Here is a 25,598-nt window from a genome sequence, read left to right as displayed (position 1 = left end):
GAATTACCCCCTTTCAAATTCATCAAATATCTGATCCACGATCTTATGCGCTTCCTCACAGCTGATATTCTTACATATTGCTTTTGCAAATATAACTCTTAAATTCTCCTTCATTTCCTCGATAGCCTGAAGCTTATTCATATCAATTGCAATTACCGCTCCCTTTCTACGATCAAGTTTTATATAACCTTCCTGCTTTAGAATAGCATATGCTTTATTCACCGTATGCATGTTAATTCCTATGTTTTCTGCCAGTTCTCTTACGGACGGTAGGTTATCACCTTCTTGTATCTTAGAAGTTGCGATACCATATATAATTTGATTCCTAAGCTGTATATAAAATGCTTCATCACTGCTAAAATCGATTTTAACATACATCGTAAACACCTCATTACATCAAATTTATCGTTATATCTGTTATATATATAATATAACAGTACACCTCACTGTGTCAATAACAACTTATTATACAGTTTATGAATATGTTCTACCGTTCCTTAATCCAAATCATCATCCCGATATCCTCTTGATTTCATAAATAATCGGATTGAGATAATTAATAGTAAAACACTTAGGGCGCTCAGTAAACCGATAATGACAGCGGCCTTATTTAAATTCGACTGATATTCATCAGAACGGATGATTTCATCAATATTCGTGTCTGTATTCGGTTCAAATCCTTGGGAACCTTCAGCTACATATCGTTGCAACGTTCTTTCATGCCTATCATATCGATAAAACCCTTTTTCTTCCATCTCATTCATGGCATAGATTAATAAGAACTCAGAGTCAAGATTATCCTCCGGTGTATATGCCGAAATAGCAATATCAGATATGATTATCTGCGTCCTCTTATAACCAGAGGGGATTTTAACTTCGCTATCCGGCTCTATCAATTTATATCTTCCATTATAAACAATGAATAATTCATCTTCCAATCTGGCAACTGCAAAGCTTCCATGCTTTGTTCCCGGCGTGATTATTCCACCTTCTGTATTATCTTCTTCCACAGGAGCCGTTTCACGAATTACATTTATAGTATATTCTATGTTAGCTCCCGATTCTGCTAACACTGTAACAATAACTTTATTTTCCCCTTCTATGAAAGAATCATTACCTGATATTTTAACAATTGACTTTTCATCTTCTGGAACTGCTTCAACCACCAGTCTGTCAACTGTATGGCTTACCATGGTCTCATAAGTAAATGTATTTTTGTCAAAATCAGGGCTTAGATTCGAAGGACTAATTTTTAATGATCCTAAAAATGCGTTATCGGAAGCGGTTTGTGCTGCTTTTACACTAACTTCTAAATCTTTAATGGAAACCGCCATTCCCATACCGGATTCGTATTCATACACGATAGCATCATCAAAGGTTATTTCACTGCTACCTACTTTTAAGGTTTCAAACTTTAAGGTGTATTTTCTACTATATCCCGCTTCTGAGGTATTAACGTCTGAAATTTTCAAATATCCGCTACCACCGGTAATTACCGATGCGCCGCTGATATATTCCAATACTTCTTCATTATAAGTAAGATAAGCTTCAAAATCACCAAACATAGTTTCCGAATTTATGGTGATATAAACAAATAAATTTTCGCCCACATGAACCTCTTCTACATCTGTATATATCTGAAGCTCTGCACTGGCTGCTTGAACTGCCTGTATGTTGATATGGTTTCCAAATATGACTAACAGAAGTACTAACATCAAGTATTTTTTTATTTTTTTCATATGTTTTTCTCCCTTTTATGTATTTCATTGCTACTGTTATGATTTCATATATATAAGATTAAATTCATTATAAATCTTTTCATATGAATACTTATATTCCTATTTATTCGTATTAAATATATGAATTAAGCTATTTCACTTTAATTATAGTATCTTTAAAGCAATAACCGGCCAGTAGGCTTCGAACCCACCGGCCGGATTATAGTTAGTTAGTCTGTATTTCCAAGCCTGCTTATCTTATACCTGCTATCGTAAAATACCAGTGCATTTTATCTTGCAAGTAAGTATATCAACACTTACATACAATTTCATGCAATAAAGATATTTCAACTTCAAACTTGTCTAATGAAACTATATCCACTTATTATTGTCGTACTATATTGATGATATAGTCTGCTATGTCTCCGTTTTGAGCAATAACCGGAACTTTAATTTCATTATTACCTACATTCAACGGAATATAACCGCCCCCTGCCAGGGATGCCTTCTTGCTAACGGTTGTAGCCTTAATCTCAACCATATCCACTTCATTTCCTACAATGAGATAATAATTTTTCTCAGTCTGACTGAAGGTTGGTGTTATGGCTAGCTCTTCACCATTCATATTAAATACCTTAAGACTCTTAAGTCTATTATTCGGATTAAATTGTGTCATCGGTAACGGTGCCGGTTGACTTGGCATGTTAAAATATACCGGAACAGAGAATACAATTGGAGAATCCGTTATATTTTTATATGCAGCTGCTATTTTCTTAGACTCTGCAAATGGTGCTTCGACATTGGTCATGTATTGATGGAAAAAAGTTGATATCGGCGTTACATTAAACTTTTGCAGATAAACCGTATCCTGTCCACGCTGAATATAACTACTGCCAAGGAAATAAGCTCCACCAACTAATGATTTATATGGGTTCGTCCAAGGTATCAAATATTTCATATTGTTCGCTGCATTTTTACTTCCGTTTTTGGCATAATTAAGACCGTTTGCGATAGCTCCTCCTCCGGGACTATCATTAGCTCCTATATTAAAGAAATTATAGTAACCTTCATAACCTTTATAGGTACCTGATACACTGTTACTTAAAGTGGTAGGTCCTGTCACAACTTCCTGTTTTACGCGGGAGGCCAAATGGTAAGGACTCACGCCGGAATATTCTGCGGCTTTTATAAAGGTTTCACCATAGGTATATGTCTGTGGAAGACCATTATCATCGAGAAAACTATAGGATGTATTGTGTAAAGCTGTCCCTTTTAATATGTTCTCTACCCCTGAGCTATTCTGATAATTATCGTGATATCTTAGTAATTCAAATTGGAAAATTCCATTCTCAGTAAGGAAATTACGAGGATCCATATAGTATTCGATAGCGGCTTTCGACGCTGTCACCCAGTATGAGCCATCGTATAATATAAAGGTATCATTCTTCCAGTTATAGGCTCCATTTTCAAAGGACAACCATTCCACACTTTTTGAATTAGGTAACAGGTTTTTACCCGGTTTACTTTGTTCTGCTATCACCGTGTTCCAATCAAGTCCGGTATGATAGGCTTTGAACTCCCAATTCGGATATAAAGCATGTAATCTTCTTAACGGCTCTTTATAGCTCTCCGGGAAACCTTCTGCCATTAGTTTTAATTCAAAGTCTGCTTGATTGATATTTCCAAGGATAGGTGTAGGAGTAGGTGCAATATTGACCGGTGGCGGTGTGATTGCCGGGACATTACTTCCTACAGGAAGTTCATCACCTATATAGATATATTCCGCTCTAACATAACCGTTAATATTATTATATTCGATCTGATACCATACATTACCGTTAACCCTTACGGCACTTAATACCTTTACGCGCAAACCGCTCGTCAATAACACCGGCTCATTATTCTGGTCTAATAAAAATTCCTGAGAAACCAAAACATTACGTACAACATTCAGATAAATTGTATTGCAGACATAGCCGTTCATCGGCATGTAAATATCTGTTGTTATATTCACTTCCGAAATTTCCAAAACAGCTCCAGGTGTCGGCGTTGGTGTTAGCATAGGTGCCGGCGTAGGTGTCAGTGTAGGTAATGGTGTCGGTGTTGGGGTGATCAATGGAGTTGGTGTTGGCTCTGCTGTCACCTTAGGTGTTGGCGTTGCCGTCGGTTTCGGGGTGGGAGTCGGAGTTGCCTTTGGCTTTGGCGTCGGTGTCGGTGTTGCAGTTGGTGCCACTGACTCCGTTACTCTGAAAGTCACCTGATTAGCCAAGGCATAACCCGAATACTTTTCACTGTCAATTGTAAATGATATTTTAAACCATTTTTCACCAGAACTTGTTACTTCATCTGTTATGGTTACATTCTTGCCCTTTTTCAGTGATATGATATTACTTTTTTTATCTTTAATATAGATCGCATCTTTTCTGGCTGCTTCACGAACTTTCAGTCTACTGGATGCAATCTCGCCTAATACTTTGTCATTAAAATTAAGATCTATATACAAACTGGATACATAACCGGTTTTAGTCTGCTCTTCGTTTTTAAAGGATACCGCATACCATTTCGTATCTCCGGTGATAGCTTCATCGATAATTGTAACACTACTATTATCCTTCAGACTGCCAATCACCTGATAAGTTTTATCAGGACCGCTTCTCACATTCAGGGAATAGGCAGTAACAACAGCTTTTATATTATACTTTTTATCAATGGTTTCATTCTGCTGTGGTGCCTGTGTAGGCTTTGGTGTTGGTGCTTTCGTAGGTTTCGAAGTTGGCTTTGGCGTAGGGGTTGGACGATTGACTTTAACAAAATCACTATGTACATAACCCTTAACGGTCTTACCATTAAACTTAAGAGAAACATAGAGCCAATCTCCATCTTCTTCTAATACATCCACTTTTTCACCCTCACGAAGAAATACATGGGTTTGGTCAAGCAACAGTTTGTCTGCTGTTGTTGACGGTTGTGTTCTTACATTTAAAGTAGACGCAGTAACCGTTCCGGTTTGTGCCGCCATCGCATAATCAGAAGCTCTATCAATGCCATGCGAAAATATTAATCCGATGCATATCAGTATAATCAGCCATCTGTTGTAAAAGCGCTTCTTCATCAAATACCCCTTTCATAAAACAAAGCAATAATCTAGGATTTGCCTTCGTTTCGCTTAGTTACATTTTGTGTTTAAATCCTACAATTACTGCTTTATATTATGAAAGAACTATGGCACTTCTGTGGCATTTAATGTTTTTTATGTTATATGCTGTTATAACCGGTTATATTTTGTTGTTTTAGCAAAGATTTGGTTTTTATCCAATGATCTTATAAGCAATTGATTAAACTTCGTAAACGATAAACGTAAAAAAGTATGGTGTAATCAGCCATCCACATAATTATATTATCATCAGGCATGATGTATTTAGCATGGCGCCTCATGACAAGTTGGCAAATTCACTTATTTCTTTTGATGATGGTTTAGAGCCTAAAAAGCACCGTGTCTGACGAGCGAAGCGAGGAGTTGGCGTTTTTAGGCTCTGTTTTACCATAAGAAAAAGTAATTAGTGAATTTCAACGAGTCATACGAAGCCAGGATGAACACATCATGCCGGGTGATATTTTAGTTACTTAAATGCTGATTATACTATACTTTTTATATTATCTACTTGAGAAGTTTCAGTCATTGTTTATAATGCCTCATCAATTGCCTTACCAATATCATTTCGCATATATTTGTTATCGAAGTGTATCCAACCGGTTGCTTCATATGCTTTTTTCCTGGCTTCTTTTAAGTCCCTACCCTTGGCAGTTACCCCCAGAACCCGTCCTCCATTAGTTACTATCGCTTCACCGGACTTCTTTGTTCCTGCATGAAACAGAAAATAGTCGTCTTTCTCATGAAAGTTTTCTATTCCGGTAATGGGAAATCCTTTGTCATAATACTCCGGATAGCCATCAGAAGCAAGAACGACACACACCGCTGCATTGTCTTCAAATCTTAAATCTATGCTGTCTAATCTGTGGTCAATGCAGGCTTCAACCACATCAATCAGATCATTTTTCATTCTGGGTAATACCACCTGAGCCTCCGGATCTCCAAATCTAGCATTGTATTCCAATACCTTAGGACCCTCCGGTGTCAGCATCAGTCCTACAAATAAGATCCCTATGAAATCCCTTCCCTCAGCCTTCATAGCATCTATAGTTGGCTGATAGATATATTTTTTACAATAATCATCGATTTCTCTAGTGTAGAAAGGACTTGGAGAGAATGTACCCATACCGCCTGTATTTAGTCCTTGATCCCCATCCTTAGCACGTTTATGATCTTGGGCACTGGTCATTGGCTTTATATGCGTTCCATCACAAAAAGCGAGAACGGATACCTCCGGGCCGGTGATAAACTCTTCGATCACCATACGGTCTCCAGCTGACCCAAACTGCTTATCTTCCATAATACTTTGAACCCCGGCTGCTGCCTCTTCATAGTTATTACAAATTAAAACACCCTTACCCAGAGCTAAACCGTCTGCTTTTAATACAATCGGGTAACGGCTGGTTTTAAGATAGGCAAGTGCTTCACCGGAGGTGTCAAAGGCCTCATATCCGGCGGTAGGAATCTGATACTTTTTCATCAGATCTTTTGAAAATACTTTCGAGCCTTCAATTGCAGCCGCCTTTTTTCTTGGTCCAAAGACTCTTAAGCCTCTCTCTTCTAATACATCCACAACGCCGGCAACCAAAGGATCATCCGGACCTACAATAGTAAGATCTATCTCTTCCTTGACTGCAAAGTCTGCCAAAGCATGAAAATCCATGACAGCTATATCAATACACTGTGCACACTCAGCAATTCCTGCATTCCCAGGAGCACAATAAAGCTTGCTAACCCTAGGGCTCATGGACACCTTCTTTGCTATGGCATGTTCTCTTCCGCCGCCTCCGATGATTAATACTTTCATTTAAATAACCTCCGTTCTATATATTTATAGTATCTTTGTCTCTCAATATATTCTGTATTTGACATATAAAAAATAACTTTAAACTGCTATGAATTATCCTTCATTATACTTTTCCTTATAATGTAGCTTATATTTTATTTTCATACCGACACATCAAAGCCTGTCCTTTATATTTGTATGTATAACTTTTTGTAAGGAAAAAACAGATAGCTTTCTATCTGCTGTCTGTTTTCTTTGTTCATCCTATTTTTTTATTTTAACAATATTGTCTTCTATCATTAGTTTGTTTTCTGCAATAAGACGTACCGCTTCGGGAAGTATGATCCACTCAGCCTGTTCCATAACTCTTCGTTGAAGTATCTCGGCTGTATCATTGTCTAAAACATTAACCGCCTTTTGAAGAATAATCGGGCCGGTATCACATCCTTCGTCTACAAAATGTACTGTTGCACCGGTTACCTTAACACCGCGGTCTAGCACAGCCTCATGAACCTTAAGTCCATAATAACCTGCTCCGCAAAAGGATGGAATTAGGGCCGGATGTATATTGATAATCCGATTTTTATACTTTCTTACAATTATCTCAGGTATCATTAACAAACACCCTGCCAACACCACCAAATCCACTTGGTAACGGTCAATCTCCTCCAGTAATGCATGTTCAAACTGTTCCTTGGTTTCATAATCCTTTTTAGACATTGCGGTTGCAGGTATACCGTAGTGCCTAGCCCGTTCTATGGCATAGGCCTTCTTACTGCTGCTAATGACCACCTCAATTTTAACGTCGGTCAGCTTCTTTTGATTAATCTGATCGATCAAAGCTTGTAGATTCGTGCCACCGCCGGAAACGAGCACTGCTAATTTTAGCATAAGGTAACTCCCTTCGTACCGTTTTTCGCTTCACCTATGATATAAGCCTTTTCTCCTGCTGCCTCAATTAATTGAACCGCCTTGTCCGCATCTGTCTGGTCCACGGCAATCATCATACCAATCCCCATATTGTAGGTATTATACATGATATGTTCTTCAATATCCCCATCCTTAGAAAGCATTTCAAAGATAGGTGGAATCTTATAACTGTTTTTATTAACAAATGCATTGATTCCTTCCGGAAGCATACGGGGAATATTCTCATAGAAGCCTCCTCCGGTGATATGACTGCAAGCTTTTACCTTAACACTACCCTTTTTTAATTCTTTTAGAGCCTTTACATATATTTTTGTCGGAGTAAGCAAGGTTTCTCCCAAGGTAGAACCTAGAGACTCATAGTAGGTATCCAGAGTCTCTCTCTGCATACGGAATACTTTTCTTACCAGCGAATAACCATTGCTGTGAATTCCTGATGATGCAATGCCAATCAATACATCTCCCGATTTTACTCCGGCTCCGGTTATCAGTTGCTTCTTATCTACTATTCCCACTGCAAAACCTGCCAGATCATATTCATTTTCAGGATAAAATCCGGGCATCTCTGCGGTTTCACCACCGATTAAGGCTGCTCCGGCTTGCTTACACCCCTCTGCTACACCTTTCACAATGGTAGCAATTTTTTCAGGTTCATTTTTGCCGCAGGCAATATAGTCTAGGAATAGCAAAGGCTCCGCTCCCGCACAGGCAATGTCATTAACACACATAGCAACACAATCAATACCGATTGTATCATGCTTATCTAACAGGAATGCAATTTTTAATTTTGTCCCTACTCCATCCGTTCCCGATACCAAAGTGGGCTGCTCCATATTCATAAAGCTTTCAAGAGAAAATGCTCCAGAAAATCCTCCAATATCCGTCAACACTTCCTTACGCATGGTTCCTTTGATATGCTCTTTCATCAGGTCCACTGCTTTGTAACCTGCCTCAATATCTACTCCTGCCTTCTTATAGTCCATACAAACCTCCATCCAGCTGCCTCCCAGGGCAATCAATTAACTTTAAAGTTACGTTTGATAACAGCATGGTTTCGTCACGCCAATGATATAATAAAAACCATTTTATAAGTTTTATGTTTCGATTGAAAACTTTATCTGCCAACATTTTAGCATAACAGTCATAGTTTGTCGTGTATTTTTGACAGAAAATTTCTTATGGTATTCATTAGAGCCTCTAATAAACATCATTTTTATGTTATAGTAGTTTGTAGAAAATTTCTACTACGATTTTGGTGTCAAAAGTTTTTCATTAAACATAATCGTAAATTTGTACAAACTTTCTTTTCAGAGTGATACAAACATAGTTAGTGAGCAACTGTTATGATGTAGTAGGTTCTTAGACCGCGTGTTTTGCGGTCTTATGTGTGAAAATTTACGTAGGATATTTTATTTCAGGGCTTTTGACACACTCACCCTATAACATAAAACGTTTCGTAACACCTATAGTGCTACGAAACGCTTATTACCCCATGTTATTAAAATCTTATATAATGCAATGTCTGTTAAAATCAATAATATTCCATAAATCAAATAAGCCAACTCAAAAGACGGTAATATAAGCAACATCAGGTACTGCAATGCTGCAATTCCAATCCCGGAGAAAATAGTAACCACTGAGGAGGCACTTTGTTTTACTACTACAGTTTCCGTTGTCCAGTTGAAGTTCGGTAGTTTTAAATTCACTAACATCCCAAACACTGCTACAAAGAAAGAAAACCCGATTGTGATGCCCAACAAAAGTAAAGTCTGTATCATACTTAATTCTAAAACAATACTAATGAGAACAGCCGCAATGACAGACGGCGCTGTTATGGTAAAATTCACTGCCATCTTAGACAGGAAGATAACCTTCGTAGATACAGGTAATGATTTTATTACCCAAAGATTTTTCCCCTCTAAGGATATGGATGCCATTGTAGTGCTACTGGTAGCAAGGCAGAAGGATATAAATATAGGACTGACCTTCCTAATCATATCCAAGGCCTGAGGTACTCCAAGCATCTGCTCCAGATCAACAAATAAGAGAGCAACCGCTCCCGCAATCAGCATAATTATCCCAACTCCCGTATTAAGAACATAGATAGTGGACGAGAAATACCTAGCCAATTCCTTTTTATATAGTGCCTGAAAGGGAGTTGTTTGTTTTAATTCTCCCATTTTATAATTCGTACGGTATCTCCCTGTCATAATTACTGTATTCATCTTTTTAAACACCTTGCCAATTAAAAGAGAATAAAGCAGGAAGCATACAACGGATATTCCCAAAAAAGATACCAATGCCATACTATTATTATGAACAACCGCTTTTGTATACATGTCTGCCAACGGATAAATTGAATTCACCTGTTCGGTCAAGGCACGACTAAAATTAACTATTTCCTCTCCTGTATCTTTCACAAAAAGCGGTAGCACAATAATAGCAAGAATCAATATTACCGAAACTATGATATTAGCCAAATTGCTATGTCGGAACTTGGAAGCAATATAGGTAATCCCGGTTCCAAGAACCGATGCTAAAATAATCGGTACCAGTGGTATAAACCAGATCGTTAATAAACCATATAGATAAAACAAATAACCTGGGTTGGCTAAAACACCATACGCTATCATCATAGGTATCATAATCATAAGAACAAACAAAAAATTAATACTGTATAATAAAATTAATCGGCTGGCAACAATACTACCCGTCTTTACCGGAAGGGACATTACCATATCATAATCCTTAAATCCAAATATCGTTCCCTTTACCTTGAACACGGTAGTCAGAAGAACTATCATACTAATCACCGCCATCATCATAGCGGGCAGTATATCAATACTATTATACATCTGAAGACCTTTACCCAGCATGAAGCAGTAAAAAAAAGCAATTGACCCCATTCCCAAAACAAATAGTAAAACACCAAAATAGATTGCTTTAGGTTTTCTCTTACGGTTATTACCTATGGAGAGCATATCACCCAGAATGGCACCAAGCTGTACACTAATTAAACGTAAGACTTTTTTCATATCCGTTACCCCAAACCTTTCTGTCAGTGTTATTTTTTATCAATCAGATCCAAGAAAACATCTTCCAAGCTATGATCTCCGGTAACCTCCTTGGTAGGACCATAGGCGATCAGTTTTCCGTTTTTAATAATTGCGATTCGATTACAGAGCTTCTCGGCCACCTCCAATACATGGGTGGAGAAAAAGATTGCACTCCCACTCTTACATAAATCTGACATGATGGATTTTAAAGTATGAGCCGCTTTCGGATCAAGGCCCACAAAAGGTTCGTCCAGAATAAGAAGCTTGGGTCTATGTATCAACGCTGCTATAATAGCCAGCTTCTGTTTCATTCCATGGGAATAAGATGCTATGGAGTCTCCAAGATTGGAGGTAAGTTCAAAGGCATCTGAATATTTCTCAATAAGAGTCTCCCGATCAAACTTATTCACCTCATAAATATCACCTATAAAATTAAGATAGGAAATACCGGTTAAATGTTCATATAAATCAGGATTATCCGGTATATACGCCGTGATTTTTTTACAAGCAACCGGATCCTTTTTTATGGATACCCCGTTAATAAAAATATCTCCCTCTTCAAAATCCATCACTCCGGCTATGGCACGGATTGTTGTCGTCTTTCCAGCACCATTATGTCCGATAAAACCAAAGATATCCCCATTAGCTATCTCCAGATTTAGTTGGTCAACTGCCTTTTTGTCACCTTTGTAGCTTTTTGAGAAATTTCTAATCTTTAACATAATCCTCTCCATTCTGCCGATCTACCGCCATCAGGGATCAGCTTAAGATTTTAAAAGCAATTAGTTACCATTATTTTATCCCTTAGTGTAAAATCATTCTTAAAATTAATCCTCTCACAACATTTTGTCTACTGTGAATTAAGTGAGTTGACTCCTCAAATCAATACTACGGCTCCATTGTTTCCTCATCAAAAGCCTTATTAAGGATCTGTGTCCCCTCTAACACAAACCGCTTATCCTTAATGATTGGTATTGTTGTGCCGTCTTTTAGACAAACGGTAATTTCTTTAATCTCATCATAAGGGAGGGTAATATCCGTATGGCAGTTAAAATAAGCCTTATCCGGTTCTGTCTTTCTAAGCAGAGATATCTCGTTATCTCTTGCAATAATCTCCTTACCGTCCGGATTAAATACCTTTTTATCCTCAGCCATTTTATAGCAGGTATCGCCTATGGCAAAATGAGGTCCTGTCTTTTCTGCTATTAGGATTGGAAGTCTGGGCGCGATATCGTACTTCCTACCCATCATATAAGCTGTCGTATTCGTGCCTATTGCAAATTCTCCCAAAGGCAGAGTATCATGATTATATAATAAATTCTCCTTAATAAAACTCTTATTCTTTTCGTCACTATCGAAGTTTTTGCAGTTGTACCCGATTACTCTGCCATCCTGAAATACCAGCTCTAAGTCCCTGTATTCCAAATCGTGCAGATATACTTTGGGCACATGTAATGTACCATGTGTTCCTTTTAATTGCGGAGAAGTAAAGACTTCACCTACCGGAATATTAACATCCGCTACACAATTCTCAAAATTAGTTTCCTTCTCTTTATCCTTCAGAGGATGTAGCTTCACCTTAATATCGGTACGGTTTGCACCGGTTCCCCGAACATACACATAGTCTCCCTGATCCAGGGCATTGATGATAGCTTGCTGTATTTTACGGTATAAGTCGCTATCTAAGGTATTAACCTTAACTGTCTCGGCAAAGATAGCCTCAAAGTCTTCTCCGATTTCGGGAATTGGATAGGAGATTATCGTAAAGGAAGTCTCACTTAATTTTAAGTATTTCTCATGAATAAAATTAGCTTCATTATAGTAATCCACATATAATTTCTGCTGCCGCTTATCCAGACGGATTACTTCTTTCTTATCCTCCGGAGCAAATAATTCTTCTCCAAAGACTTGTATCAGGCTAGGACCGGCATAAAGAGCCGCCTTATCCTTATATTGTTCTAAACCGGTTTTAAGACTTTCCAGTTTTCTAACCTTTAACGCTTTATCAAGGAAGATGCCGATATCAAAGCGGTGATCATAATCATATTGCCTGTTTGGGCTGGTGGCGTGGTATCCGATTTTATGCTGCTGATAACGATTCATCGCATTATACGCCGCTCGGTAAATCGTTGGTTTCAATCCCATTTTCTCAAAATTATGAATGACCTGACGGACCATTCTTTCAAATCCAATTTGATACCTAAGATTAACAATGGCCTTCTTACTGATATCTAAATTATTGGCAATAAAACCGAGTCGATAACCTTCGGTAAAGGTATCTGCCATAGCCTTTATCTGCTTTTCCGGTAACGAATTCAAAAACTTAGCAGTCCGCTCTTCGTTCTCTGAGATATAGTCTCCGTATTGGTAGAGATACTTTAGATCCGATAAATCCGATGTCATAATTATATCGGTGGCAAAAGCAAGCTCAGTGTCAATCATTTCTCTAATTCGACGAGTTACCAAGAGGTCACAATAATCATACATAAAATCATAGATAGCTCTCTTAACATCCTTATAAGTAAATTCATCTTCTGCTTCAAAGTAATTATATACTTCAATTAACAGTTCCAGATAAATCGTTAATTCATAAAGCCGTTTTTCATAAGCATATATTATAATACTTCGCAGTTCTGTATATAAAAAAGATAAAAGTTTACCGTATTTGACACCCATACGGTCACAGGCATAGGTTGGATTTGCATAACTAACAAGATAATTATCTCCCGTAATATCCTCATACAAAGAGCGATTAATGGATTTATATTCCTTTATTGCTAAATCAGCGAGAGAATTTTCTTCTTTCAACTGAACAATGTTTTTTATCAGCATAACAAAAGCAGCCATCTTACGGAAGTACTCAATGAAAGGCTCTTTTACGGTGTTTTCCTGCTCCATTAACCGGATACGATCTATTGCAAGTTCATATCTTTCCTTTATTTCCTCCCATTCTTCTTTTGAAAAATTATTTTGATACATATTTACTCCTATCTACGGGAACTGTATTCCCATAATTCTTTAAATGTCGCATCTATTGATTAATAATATTGTTGTTATCTACATTTTTTTGAATTAGTTGATAGCCATAGTCCCATAATGCCTGAGATCCTTCTCCTGTATTCTCATTACGTTTCAGAATCTGTGAGAGAGTCACCTTATGCTCCTTCCATGACTTTCCATCACTGCCTGAATTTAATAATAGTGGCTGAACTTTGTCTAGAGTTACGGCAAATTTAGCTTCCGGAGTCCTTCCCTCTTCAAATTCATCCCATAAAGCACGGATTTCTTGAGCTTGGTCCGCCGGCAGCAACCGAAAAATACGATCTGCGGCTTCCAATTCCCGTTCCCTTTTTGACACATTTGCATTGGAATCGTAGGCATAGGTATCTCCGGCATCAATTTCTACCAAATCATGAATCAATACCATAACCATAGTTTTTAATACATCAATCTTTTCATTGGCATGCTCGCTAAGTATCGCACACATCAACGCAAGATGCCAAGAATGATCTGCGTCATCCTCCTTACGGCTACCATCCACAAGATAGTTCTGACGTATTATATTCTTTAGCTTATCCACTTCAATGATAAAATTTATTTGCTGTTCTAATCTGGTCAAAGCAGGCCTCCTCCATTCATTCTCATTCGTAATAAACTTATATGGGTTTACATATAATACGGTTTATGATGTGAACTTTTTCTTAACTACCAAAACCTAAAATATAAAGAATTAATAATAAAATCGTCATACATCCGTTCAGAACAGCTCCGATAATTGGAAACCGATAAAAAATATCTCTTTGCTTAAACGACTTATAAGATAGAGTAAATCCGAAAACAGCCAGAGCAAAAAGCGCAAAACCGATGACACCTAAAATCAGTCCACCTTCTCCCTTCATCAAACCGGAGATTACACTAACCACAATAAAGCCGGCTACCACGGCAAAACCGATAATTGCCGAGATAACTCCTGTTTTGCTATGTCTTCTTCCAGAAAAATGAATCATATCCTTCTTTCGAATGATTCTTAACATTTCATTTCCCCCTTCTACCCTTTTGCTTTTCATCGGATTTTTTTCAATATACCGTTACCCAATGCGAAAAACAGATAACCTATTAATCCTCCGAGTGTATTCAAAACAACATCATCAACATCAAATATTCCAACCTTAGAATACATCTGGACCAGTTCAATTGCTAAGCTGAAGGTACAACTTAAAAAAGTGACATAAAAAATCCTGCGGTATCTCTTATTTAAAAGAGGTAGCAGAAGGCCAAAGGGTGCAAACGCTAATATATTACCAAGGATATTTACTACAAAGCTTTCAAGACCCAAAATCTCCCGATATTTGATAAATCGTTTAATTTCCTTGAAAAACTCCAGATTGTAACGATAATCTTCTGATATTAAATCTCTTCCGTAATGCTCACTAAAAAACAAAAAATAACACAATAATATAATATATAAATAAAACATAAGCCAACCGGCTTTCGTTAAGATTCTTTTTTGATTCTCTTTCAACTTTTTTCTCCATATCTACGAATTTCTAATAAAAATAACTAATTCCGAGCTCTATCTAAATGCGAACTTTAAATATAGTTTATTGATAAAACAGCTATCAACCTTCTTGGCTGGATATAGGTTATCCACGACGCCCAAAAATATACACTTTGGGAACTGACAAGTATTATTATAAATCAATTTCAAAACCTAGTAAAGAAAAGATTGGAATAATGATGGCAAAAATGTTCAATAATACCAACATATACTGCATGCTATAAATCAAATAAAATAAATTGCTTGACATTGGAGGTATAATCCAATTCTTTGTGGAAAATACATCCCATATTGTGGTACAATAATTATAAGCAATATATCTATAGCATTTGTATAAAAAAGATTCTATCAGTATAAAATTGTAGGGTTTATAATACCTGTAAGGGGTGGCTTATGAAAACTTTTGAAGATTTATATAAGGAACTTATGGCAGCAACTGCTAAACATGAGGAAGAGGATTATCTTAGGACCTTGGATCCGTATGACGCTCATCAATTGGATTGTCTGCTTCATCCAAAAAAGCATCCGGTTGTATGGCATACCGGTAATTGCGATTGCGATGATGAACATCACTGCGTTAACGTATGTCCATTCCATGCAATCAATCCGGGTGCATCCGGAAATATAGTTATTGATGAGGATCTGTGCGCCGGATGTATGTTTTGCATCCAGGAGTGTCGCGCAAAAAATCTTACCAATAGTAAAGACGTGATACCTGTGTTACAGGCACTTCGATCACATAAGGGTTTAGCCTATGCTTTAGTTGCTCCTGCTTTTTTAGGTCAGTTCACTAGTGAGGTTACACCCGGAAAGCTTCGTAATGCGCTAAAGATGGTCGGATTTGACGGAATGATTGAGGTTGCTTTATTTGCGGATATTTTAACCTTAAAAGAAGCTCTGGAGTTTGATAAAAACATTCAAACAGAAACGGATTATCAGCTTACCAGTTGTTGTTGCCCGGTATGGATCGCCATGATACGTAAAATCTACAATGATCTGGTCCCCCACGTACCTCCGGCAGTTTCTCCTATGATCGCCAGTGGTCGTGCCGTAAAAGTGATGCATCCGGATGCACTTACCGTTTTTATTGGCCCATGTATGGCCAAGAAAGCTGAAGCCAGAGAAAAAGATATTGCCGATGCCGTTGACTATGTTCTAACTTTTCAAGAGATACAGGACATCTTTGAAGTTATGGAAATTGATCCTGCTGCCATGGAAGAAAGCGAAAAAGATCACTCCTCCAGGGCAGGAAGAATTTATGCGCATACCGGTGGCGTCAGCGAAGCCGTTGCCCTTACACTGGAACGACTTAATCCTAACAGAAGTATATCAATACGGACCAAACAGGCAGATGGAGTTCCGGAATGTAAAGAAATGATAAATGATATTTTATCCGGTAACATAACAGCTAACTTTTTTGAAGGTATGGGTTGTGTCGGCGGTTGTGTCGGTGGACCAAGAGCTTTAATTCCTCATGAACTTGGCAGAGAGCATGTGGAAGAATACGGCAATAAGGCAACCTATCCTACTCCGATTGACAATCCCTATGTAATAGAACTACTCCATAAGCTTGGTATCGATACTGTTGAAAGTCTTTTAGAGCATAGTGATATATTCACACGAAGCTTTAAGGATAAGACCATTCCTGTAAAGAAATAACTTAACCTGTATTTATTTCCTTTGACGTATTACTACAATTAATATGGGAGGTATCCCTATTGATAAATTCTTTGTATATAGCATTGAACTTATCATATATAGATACTCTCCCATAATTTTATATTAGAGTTATTTATTAAACTTTCTTCTAATGTGTTTCTTCATAAGAATAATAGGTAATTTTCTTACTCATCCCATACGGAAAATAGTGCTTCAAAAGTCTTATTGTATACATTAACATTTCTTTAAAACAATAATAAAACTCATATTATTTGCTTCTGCTTCTGCAAAAATCTCGCCATCCATTTTTCGTAGCAGTTGTTTACATATGTATAGACCCAATCCGTTACCCTGTTTTCCATGGGCATTGGAACCCCGCCAGAAACTTTCATAGATATGTACAAAATCAGTAGGCGGTATTGGTGTCCCTGTATTTGTGATACGAATTAATTGACAATTATCTTCTTCCTCAAAGGAAAAGGTAATTTTCTTACCATCCCCATACTTTATAGCATTCTGAAGAATATTATCCATCACATCAATTAATTTTTCTATATCGCCTGAGAGCAATTTATTTTTATAGGGTTGTATTATAAATTCTATCTTAAGAAGTCCTAACTTCTCCTCGTACACCCGTTGTACGGCATCTATTAATGATTTCAGATAAAACTCACCCACCCTTACCTCAAAATCAAACAATTCGGTTGAGGATGTTTTAATAATCTGAGATACAAATTTCTCTATCTGATCAGCCTTTTCATCAATCAGCCTTGCCGTATTGTGCTTTTTTTCTTCAGAATCATATAAATCTTCATAAAGAGCCTTCGCATACAATTTAATTGTACTTAACGGCGTTTTTATATCATGGGAGATGGATAAGATCATCAGCTTTTTATCCTTTTCCATCTGCAATTCCTTCATCTTATGCTCCTCAAGGCTATCTTTAAGCAGATTTAATCCCCATACAAATTTACCAAAATATCTGCTTTTCGATTCTTTCACACTCTCCGGTAGGTGGCCCTTCGCAAGCTCATAGGGCATTTGGCTGATCTCATGAAAGGGTCGTAACAGATTTCTTTTTAGATAAAGTAAGATCGTAAGTGCCGTTAAAAATATGACTGTCTCAATACATATAATGAAGAAAAGCATTTTACTCTTATATACGTCTTCTCCCGTATCATATATAAATCTTAGATATCCCTTAAGTTCATTTTCAACATAGAAGGGCTTAATCATATATTCATACTCTTTTGATATAGAGTTTCCACTAAAAAAAAGTTCCATATCCTCCGTAAAATCAGTAGTCTTTGCAGAAGCTGCTGAAAGAGATAAATAATTCACATCCTTTACGTGCTTATATGTTGATAACTCTATTTCTGAGAACTCCTTATTCTGTATGAATGAATTAAGAATACGGTTGACCTCAACCAAATATGCTTTTTGGGGTTGGTGGATGGAATATTCATTAAGCAAATAAGTAGATACTCCGATTAGGAAAACAAATCCTATAACATACCCTACCAGGATACGATTATATTGCTTCATACTTATACCCCACTCCCCAGACGGTAACAATTCGTTTTGGTTCTTTAGGGTTTTTTTCAACCTTCTCCCGAAGCTTATTGATATGTACCGTTAATGTAGACGGTTCGCTGAAACTGTCCATGCCCCATATCTTATTGAATATCCAATCCTTTTGCAGGGTCTTACCTTTATTTTCTATAAAAAGTATTAAAAGCTCATATTCCTTCAAAGTCATTACAAGCGGCTTTCCCTCCAGATAAACTGTAGTAGCATCAATATCTATGGTTAAATTACCGTCAGTTAAAAGCTTTCCTTTTTCCTTCATATCATAGCTTCTGCGTAGCTGAGCCTTAATCTTTGCTGATAATATCTCCATATCAAAGGGCTTTTCAATATAATCATCGGCTCCTAGGGTAAGTCCTGTAATTTTATCCTCTTTATCAACCTTTGCACTCATGATGATAATCGGCATATTTCCCTTCGATCTAATCGTAGTACATACTCCAAAACCATCCAGCTCGGGAAGCATAATATCAAGTAGTACAAGCTTAACCGTATTGCCTTCCAGATATTCAATTCCCTCTTCACCACTTTTTGCATGATAGAGGGAATAACCATCCCTAGTAAGAAAATCACAAAGAATGGTCCCTAATTCAATGTTATCTTCAATCACCAATAAATCTACCATACACCCTCCGGATAACCCTAATCATTAGCTACCAGCCCATCTCCAGCAGCCAGCTGTTTAGGGCCCTTTCCCTCTCCTTCATCTGTGCTTCATCTAAATATTTCCCTAATACATATTCCCCTTTTATATTTCCATCCATGATATATAAGACTTTATCCGTCTTAGCTGCTACTTTTACATCATGAGTCACTAACAAAATTGAAGTTCCTTCTCTATTCAATTTAACCATTTCTTCCATAACCTCTTTGGAGGCTTTCGAATTTAAAGATCCTGTTGGTTCATCTGCAAATAACATCTTTGGTCGATTAATCAAAGCCCTGCAGATACAGGCTCTTTGCAGTTGTCCGCCGGACACCTCTGTAATATCATTATCCGCAATATCTATAATATCTAACTTTCTCATAAGTTCCAAGGCATAATCGTTAATCTTGGTACGTCCCTGTCTTGTTTTACCTTGTTCAGAATGATATGCCGATACGATTATATTATCATATATGGATAAATTTCTCAACATATGCATCTGCTGAAATACAAAGCCCATTTCATTCAGTCTTATTTCAGACATCCTCTTATCTGAAAATCCTGCGATAGACCTGCCGTTAAAAATTACATCTCCAGCTGTCAGATGATCCATGCCACTGACTGTATATAGCATCGTTGATTTTCCGGAACCGGAGGGTCCCATTACAGCCACAAACTCCCCTTGTGTCAGATTAAAATTAACATTTCGAAGTACATTATTCTGCCTTTTGTTAACAATATAGGTTTTACATAAATCCTTTACTTCTAATATTTGATTCATAAACTTCCTCCAATCTGCCGACGGTTACGACGACTTTACAATTTCAGATACCTGTATGTTAACTATTCCTGATGATTCAGTTCCCATACAAAAGTCCTTTTTATTTGACCAAGACTGCTTAAAACTGCCAACATTGTAGCTGTAAATACTAAGGTCGGATAAAACAGATAAACCTGAAGCGGTTCAATGGTGAGCGAAAGTCTGGTTAAGCCCATAATATTGAAAATACCACCCGCCAGGAACTTACCCGTACTGTTTGCTAATAATGTTCCGAGAATAATTGAGAGTAAAAGGATTATCGATATTCTGTATATTTGCCACAGTTTAATATCAAGGTTATAAAAACCAAGGCTTTTTAAAAGAGCAACCTCCGGAATCTCTTTGGATATTAACATTCTAAGCAACAATGCCGTTATTAAAAAATTCACCCCAAGAACTATGATTAAAATAAGGTTTTTAATAGACCCTAATTGTTTCGTTATGCTGCCGATGAAACTATCGACTACCTCCTTACCACTTTTTATATCCATATCATGAAAAGTTGCTTTCAGTTCATTGAATTGTTTCATTTTTTCTTCTTGATCTCCGGTAAAAAGTCCGGATATCTGTATCGAGGTATTACTTCCGAATTCCGCTTTATAGTTTTCCGCTAATCGTACTGCGTTGCCAAGGTTGTTGAAGGTCTGAAACAATGCAGTGATGATATATTCCTTGGTCTCATTCTGTACTTCACATAGTATACTATCCCCTATACCAACCTCTAAAGCATCTGCCACCTTCTCCGTAATAGCAATCTCATTCTCCAAAACCGGCGGATATCCCTCCAGATAATCGTAATTATGTGTCGAAATACCAATTCCCTGAAATCCCAAAACACCGATACTCTCTTTCTTATCCTTTGTTAATAGTTTTCCATTGGAAATTAAATCGGCTCGGAGAGTAGTCTCAATGCCTGCTTCTTGAAACTTATGCTGCAATTCCTGCATTCGTAAGCCTGCCTTCTCCTGATTCCCGATAATAACATCTCTTATATAAAAATCACTTTTGATATAACCGAACCAGGTGATGGTTTCGTTGGAGCTTAAAGTACTTATTATATTATTCGGTATTATAATCACTGCGGTTCCTAAGATAAAAGTAATGATTAGTATCACAAATTTTTTAAGGTCACTGCGTATATCACTCAAGGCCATGAAAAAAGGGGTACTCATCTGCTTAAAATGATGCAGGGATAGTTTTTTTGTTTTCTTAAACCGTTCTCCTGTATTACCTTGCCTGATTGCATCAATCGCAGAAAACTTCTTAATTTTCCTGGTTGAATAATTACAAAATAAAACCGTTATCCCAATTACTAATATTACACTGGCAAAAGATACAATCCAATTTATAGACGAATGTTGCAGGAGAATGTACTCACTGATATTTGCCTTTAGCAGACCGGATACCGGTATACTAATTCCATAACCTATAATTCCGGCAACTGTTGATAAAACCAGATATTTTATGGAATACATCCCTCGTATTTTACTGTTTTTAAGCCCGATTGCTTTCATAACCCCAATTTGTTTATAATCCTCCATTACTGTGAAAACAATTGTAAATCTAAGTATTAGAAACGATATCAATATAAGAAATATACTAAAGATTATCATAATGGCTGCTAATACCAGATCTAATATATATGCCGTGCTAATTACACTCTTATTCATAATTGTAAAGTTGGGCAGCAGTAGATCAGAAAAAGCATTTTCCAAATCCCTTATACTATACGCCTCTGTCTTTTGGAAGCTCCAGAAATTTAGAAATTCCTCCTGTATCGCATGTTTCGCATACTCTTTAAAATCCTGATCACTTATAATTATGCGCTTCATACCCATTAACTCTGCACCTAAGACAGCATCCTTAAAGATATTACTTACGACTAAATCCATATGGTACTCGTTCTCAGCTCCATCATTAATAATAATTCTTAAGCCGTCTCCCTGTACCAAATTCATCTTTTTTTGTAAGCTTACCGGTATTGCTACTTCTGATGGTCGAACCTCAAAATCCTTGCCTAATGCATCAAAGATCCGATTAAACATCTCAGGCTTCTTCATAATCACCAGCGAACTTGTATTCTTCAGTTCTTGTTTATTGGAAGCTATTACGTTTTTTTCATGAAGCATTATAGCATCTTCCTTATGAGCACTCTTTACCATATCGCTTGTTTTGACCCAATCTTTTATTGAGCTGGTAATATAGGTATCGGAGTTCGTTAAAGTCATTAAATCAGCTACATTGGATTTTTCTATAAAATAATCCACGGCGGTTACCGTTGAATATAGCAGATTAGTGCTGCTAGCTATTAGTATCGATGCTGTGAGCATGAAAGCAAATAAGATTACATTCATAATCTTTTTTCTCTTGAAATCTTTTTTCAATATTTTATAAAACATCTTTCTATATCCCCTTTCATAATCATTATCTTGAGGGGAGTATAACATGTCAATTATTAAATAATCCTTAAATCTAATCCTTAATTTGAAAAATAATTTTTCTACTCTACTCATTACCGATAAAAAAATGATATGCGTTAATCAAAATTATATGGCAGTTAAATGCAATTCTATATTTGCATATTGTTTTGTTCATAGGAAAAGCCCCTTGATCCGGAATCCTTTACCGTCTCAAGAGGCTTTTATACCCAATATATTTACTTATAAAACTATTAATTACTGTCCTATTAATTTATCGCTTTCCAGAATATGATGTACCAGCCAGTCATTTAAGAAATCTAAAAGCTCTAGTATAACTTCCTTTTGGTTTTCGTCAACGGTCTGCAAATCATATCCTTCCAACTTCTCGATAAAGGAATCATGCTCCATTTTTTGTGCAAAAAATTTACGATATTTTATGCTAAGCATATATTCTTCCTCATGCTTAAAATGCGTTTGTGCATACTCCTTTAATTCATTTAATATTTCAACGATATAGTCATATTTATCAGATATATATTCATCCACCATGGTTTCATATGCTTTGTCTGCAATTTCAAACAATCTCTTATGCTCCAAATCCACTTGCTCAATTCCTGTTTTAAATTCGTCTTTAAATCTATACATATCGTATCCTCCTAGTAGCTAACCATTACACCTAATTGTGTCTGAATATTCGCCGATTGGTTACCGCTCATATCTGTTATGTTATTCTCTAAGATTTCTATCCTCAGATAAGTGTTATTCCCCGGTACGGAACCCAAAGTGATGTATACACTGTTACCTGATACAGACACTGTACTGGTGTATTCAATCGGATATGTACCAATCTGAGTTACCTTAACATCCATATCTCCTTGAATAGGTTCATTAAAGTTTAATCGGATTACATTCATTGCATTTTTATCAAACACCGGCTGGTCTATCATAATCGGTTTCTTGTTATCCTTTAATTCAACGGTGGTTGTATATTCAACAATTTCACTGAAGCTTCCGTTATAGCCCTTAACTCCTGATATGGAAACCGGACGTTCTACCGTTACATCAATGGACCCGTCAGCCACTGTTAGAAGTACCGTTGCTCCGTTATCCTTGGTGTTCTTTGTTACTTGAGCCGTTAGAATAACGACACCGGGTATCGAATAATTTGCTACAGTCTGCGCTGATGTCACATCCAGCATATTCGCAAATTCCAGATAAATCTGACTTAAATTTGTAGTAGACTGTATAATTGCATAAGGTCCCGGCAGTTCATTGGTAGTTCCACCGGTATTACTGATGGTAATTGATCTGGAAAGACTCAGATTTCTAAAGTTATCCTGTACAAAGCCCTGCTCTATCGTAAAGGTATAATTGCCGGATAAGGTCATGTTACCCATCAAGAGTTTGATGACATTACTCTCTGCACTTTCCATCTTTGTGTACGTAATATTCGTTCCTGATCTTATTTCATCCGTAATCGTTACCAAGATAGAACTAAAGATACCTGAATTTGCAGTTAAGGTTACCTCCTTGTTATAGGTTAAGGTAAGTACATTGGTCTCCGGATCAAATACTGAAGTCAGAAGAACCGGATTTGTCTTATCTACCGAGAAGTTAACACTGCTAAAGCTGTGCATCTGCTGTGCATAAGTATCCGTTGGTGTTACATTATAGCTATTCCAATATCCGATGGATACCGTTTGAATTCCTGTTAAAGTAGCGTCTGCATCTGTTAACGCATAATTAACTTTTTTATTATCTTTTTCATCAACCGTTCCGTATAAAGTAGATCCGTTATTTAATCTTGCCCAACCCGGTTGTTGAATAGCTCTATCAAAAGTAGCTGTAATCGTATTATAGGAAGTTCGCAAAATCATAATCGGTCTGGCTTGAGGCTTCGGTGCTGTATCTGTCAACAAATACGTTGTTAATGTATAACTGGACGGCATATTACCGGACAAATCCTTAATTCCTGTCATGGTGATAGAAAATGTCTTTCCATAATCGGTTACCGCTATCTTGGACAGATTAATGGTTAAGGATTTCTTATCTTCACTGGCAATATAATTTAATTTGTTATTTAATGTGCTTAATGTACTCGGTTCAACACTGGAATTAAAACTGCCTGTAGGTACCAATGCCGCATTAGATACCTTGAAATCAGAAAAATCTACCGCTTCATTGAAACGGATTGTCGCTATCATGCCCGTATCATCCAGATCAACTTCTGTAATGCTAGGTGGAATTGTATCAATAAAGTTCAGTTGCTTGTAGTATTCCTCGATTGCTAAACCATCCGTTGTTTTAATCTTATTGGTGAAATTAATGCCGTATTCACCATCAAACATATTAGAAGAGGTTATCGTTAATGTCTTTAAATCAGAGGAAAGACTAGCAGTCAACGTTCCGGGATCTTTCGCCAAGACACCCTTCACATTCTTTTTCATTGTAACTTCTATACTATTTAATAATTTATTATCTGCTCCAATTACCGTGCTTTTATCAATAGGGCTGTCGAATACAACCTTTAACTCTGTTGAGCCTACAATTTCTGCCGATTTGACTGTAGCAGATGGTCCGATTACTTCAATTATAATCGCATCATTCACAATACTGTTTTCAGCAGCTTCCTGCGATGAAGTTTCTGCTGCCGTAGCAACTAGGATAACCTTTCCTGCTTTTACAGCATTAACAACACCGTTGGAACTGTTTACCTTAATACATCCGGCATCTCCACCTCCAATAGACCAATAGGTTTTATCAGAGGAACCGGAAGGAAAGATATCTCGATTAAAATTATATTCCTCTCCCAGTGTAAGAATATGAGCACCGTTAACTTCTTCTGCATTATTAATTTTAATGCCGGTAGCCGGTACAATCACTTTAACTTTACTGGAGATTGTTTTTGACTTTCCGGACGGATATATGATTTTACATTTTACGGTTGCTGTACCCTTACCTACGGTTGTTATTAATCCTTTACTGGATACTTTTACTACCTTAGTGTTGGAGGAGGACCACTTATATGTACTACCGGCTACTTTATTTTTAATTTCATGCTGATAAGTTTCCCCTTCTCCTTTTAGCTCTACTGTACTTTTCACAAAAGTCGGAGTTGCTGCACTTACAACCGCTTCGCTCTGATTCCACCAAAATGAAACCATGAGTATCAGTACCAGTATCATCGCCATTCTTTTGCCTTGACTCATTTTCATTCGACATTCCTCCTAAGTTCATCATTACTGCCGTTTTTTCGCAGCATTTGCCGTA

General features: G+C 37.1%; 19 protein-coding genes. 1 reads left to right on the top strand and 18 read right to left on the bottom strand.

Annotated elements, in window-relative coordinates:
- Positions 1-3: 3 nt before the first annotated feature.
- The 12 genes from I5677_RS00135 to I5677_RS00080 form a co-directional block, all read right to left on the bottom strand.
- A complete protein-coding gene (locus I5677_RS00135; protein ID WP_197659530.1) occupies positions 4-378 on the bottom strand; it encodes a GntR family transcriptional regulator in 375 nt (124 codons plus the stop codon).
- A gap of 119 nt (positions 379-497) precedes the next feature.
- A complete protein-coding gene (locus I5677_RS00130) occupies positions 498-1,739 on the bottom strand; it encodes a cadherin-like beta sandwich domain-containing protein (protein WP_197659529.1) in 1,242 nt (413 codons plus the stop codon).
- A gap of 364 nt (positions 1,740-2,103) precedes the next feature.
- Positions 2,104-4,830, bottom strand: a complete 2,727-nt coding sequence (locus I5677_RS00125; protein ID WP_197659528.1) for an SH3 domain-containing protein — start codon at positions 4,828-4,830, stop codon at positions 2,104-2,106.
- Positions 4,831-5,401: 571 nt separating this feature from the next.
- Positions 5,402-6,676 (bottom strand): phosphoribosylamine--glycine ligase, encoded by a 1,275-nt coding sequence (purD, locus tag I5677_RS00120; RefSeq protein WP_197659527.1) that lies wholly within the window; start codon positions 6,674-6,676, stop codon positions 5,402-5,404.
- A 243-nt stretch (positions 6,677-6,919) separates the two neighbouring features.
- The gene (purN, locus tag I5677_RS00115) at positions 6,920-7,546 is read right to left on the bottom strand and encodes a phosphoribosylglycinamide formyltransferase (protein WP_197659526.1); all 627 of its coding nucleotides are present in this window, start codon (positions 7,544-7,546) and stop codon (positions 6,920-6,922) included.
- Positions 7,540-8,565 carry a phosphoribosylformylglycinamidine cyclo-ligase gene (gene purM / locus I5677_RS00110; RefSeq protein ID WP_197659525.1) on the bottom strand — a complete coding sequence of 342 codons (1,026 nt, stop codon included), beginning with the start codon at positions 8,563-8,565 and terminating at the stop codon, positions 7,540-7,542. The genes purN and purM overlap by 7 nt, the downstream gene beginning before the upstream one ends.
- Before the next feature lie 480 nt (positions 8,566-9,045).
- Complete coding sequence (locus tag I5677_RS00105; RefSeq protein WP_197659524.1) at positions 9,046-10,617, bottom strand: ABC transporter permease; 1,572 nt, start codon at positions 10,615-10,617, stop codon at positions 9,046-9,048.
- A gap of 29 nt (positions 10,618-10,646) precedes the next feature.
- Complete coding sequence (locus I5677_RS00100; RefSeq protein ID WP_197659523.1) at positions 10,647-11,360, bottom strand: ABC transporter ATP-binding protein; 714 nt, start codon at positions 11,358-11,360, stop codon at positions 10,647-10,649.
- A 166-nt stretch (positions 11,361-11,526) separates the two neighbouring features.
- Complete coding sequence (locus I5677_RS00095) at positions 11,527-13,617, bottom strand: aminopeptidase (protein WP_197659522.1); 2,091 nt, start codon at positions 13,615-13,617, stop codon at positions 11,527-11,529.
- Between the two features lie 52 nt (positions 13,618-13,669).
- Positions 13,670-14,257 (bottom strand): HD domain-containing protein, encoded by a 588-nt coding sequence (locus I5677_RS00090; RefSeq protein WP_197659521.1) that lies wholly within the window; start codon positions 14,255-14,257, stop codon positions 13,670-13,672.
- A gap of 82 nt (positions 14,258-14,339) precedes the next feature.
- Entirely contained in the window at positions 14,340-14,672 is a 333-nt protein-coding gene (locus I5677_RS00085) for a DUF6142 family protein (protein WP_197659520.1), read from the bottom strand.
- A 29-nt stretch (positions 14,673-14,701) separates the two neighbouring features.
- The gene (locus tag I5677_RS00080) at positions 14,702-15,160 is read right to left on the bottom strand and encodes a VanZ family protein (protein ID WP_243456446.1); all 459 of its coding nucleotides are present in this window, start codon (positions 15,158-15,160) and stop codon (positions 14,702-14,704) included.
- 429 nt (positions 15,161-15,589) lie between these two features.
- Between I5677_RS00080 and I5677_RS00075 the strand changes: the two genes are divergently transcribed.
- Positions 15,590-16,855 carry a [Fe-Fe] hydrogenase large subunit C-terminal domain-containing protein gene (locus I5677_RS00075; protein ID WP_197659519.1) on the top strand — a complete coding sequence of 422 codons (1,266 nt, stop codon included), beginning with the start codon at positions 15,590-15,592 and terminating at the stop codon, positions 16,853-16,855.
- Positions 16,856-17,089: 234 nt separating this feature from the next.
- Here I5677_RS00075 and I5677_RS00070 read toward each other — a convergent pair whose 3' ends face one another.
- From I5677_RS00070 to I5677_RS00045, 6 genes are all read right to left on the bottom strand, one after another.
- On the bottom strand, positions 17,090-18,400 hold the full coding sequence (locus I5677_RS00070) for a HAMP domain-containing sensor histidine kinase (protein ID WP_197659518.1): 1,311 nt from the start codon (positions 18,398-18,400) through the stop codon (positions 17,090-17,092).
- On the bottom strand, positions 18,387-19,067 hold the full coding sequence (locus I5677_RS00065) for a response regulator transcription factor (protein WP_197659517.1): 681 nt from the start codon (positions 19,065-19,067) through the stop codon (positions 18,387-18,389). Before I5677_RS00065 ends, I5677_RS00070 begins: the two co-directional genes overlap by 14 nt.
- 28 nt (positions 19,068-19,095) lie before the next feature.
- Entirely contained in the window at positions 19,096-19,869 is a 774-nt protein-coding gene (locus tag I5677_RS00060; protein WP_197659516.1) for an ABC transporter ATP-binding protein, read from the bottom strand.
- A 62-nt stretch (positions 19,870-19,931) separates the two neighbouring features.
- Entirely contained in the window at positions 19,932-22,307 is a 2,376-nt protein-coding gene (locus I5677_RS00055; RefSeq protein WP_197659515.1) for an ABC transporter permease, read from the bottom strand.
- Between the two features lie 276 nt (positions 22,308-22,583).
- A complete protein-coding gene (locus I5677_RS00050; protein ID WP_197659514.1) occupies positions 22,584-22,973 on the bottom strand; it encodes a bacteriohemerythrin in 390 nt (129 codons plus the stop codon).
- Between the two features lie 11 nt (positions 22,974-22,984).
- Positions 22,985-25,543: an Ig-like domain-containing protein gene (locus I5677_RS00045; RefSeq protein WP_197659513.1), complete on the bottom strand. Its 2,559-nt coding sequence runs from the start codon at positions 25,541-25,543 to the stop codon at positions 22,985-22,987.
- Positions 25,544-25,598: the final 55 nt, after the last annotated feature.

Origin of the sequence: Mobilitalea sibirica, assembly GCF_015999265.1 — a bacterium.
Lineage (GTDB): Bacteria > Bacillota > Clostridia > Lachnospirales > Lachnospiraceae > Mobilitalea > Mobilitalea sibirica.
The sequence above is the reverse complement of the archived record's forward strand: the minus strand, read 5'-3'. Positions and strand labels throughout refer to the sequence as shown.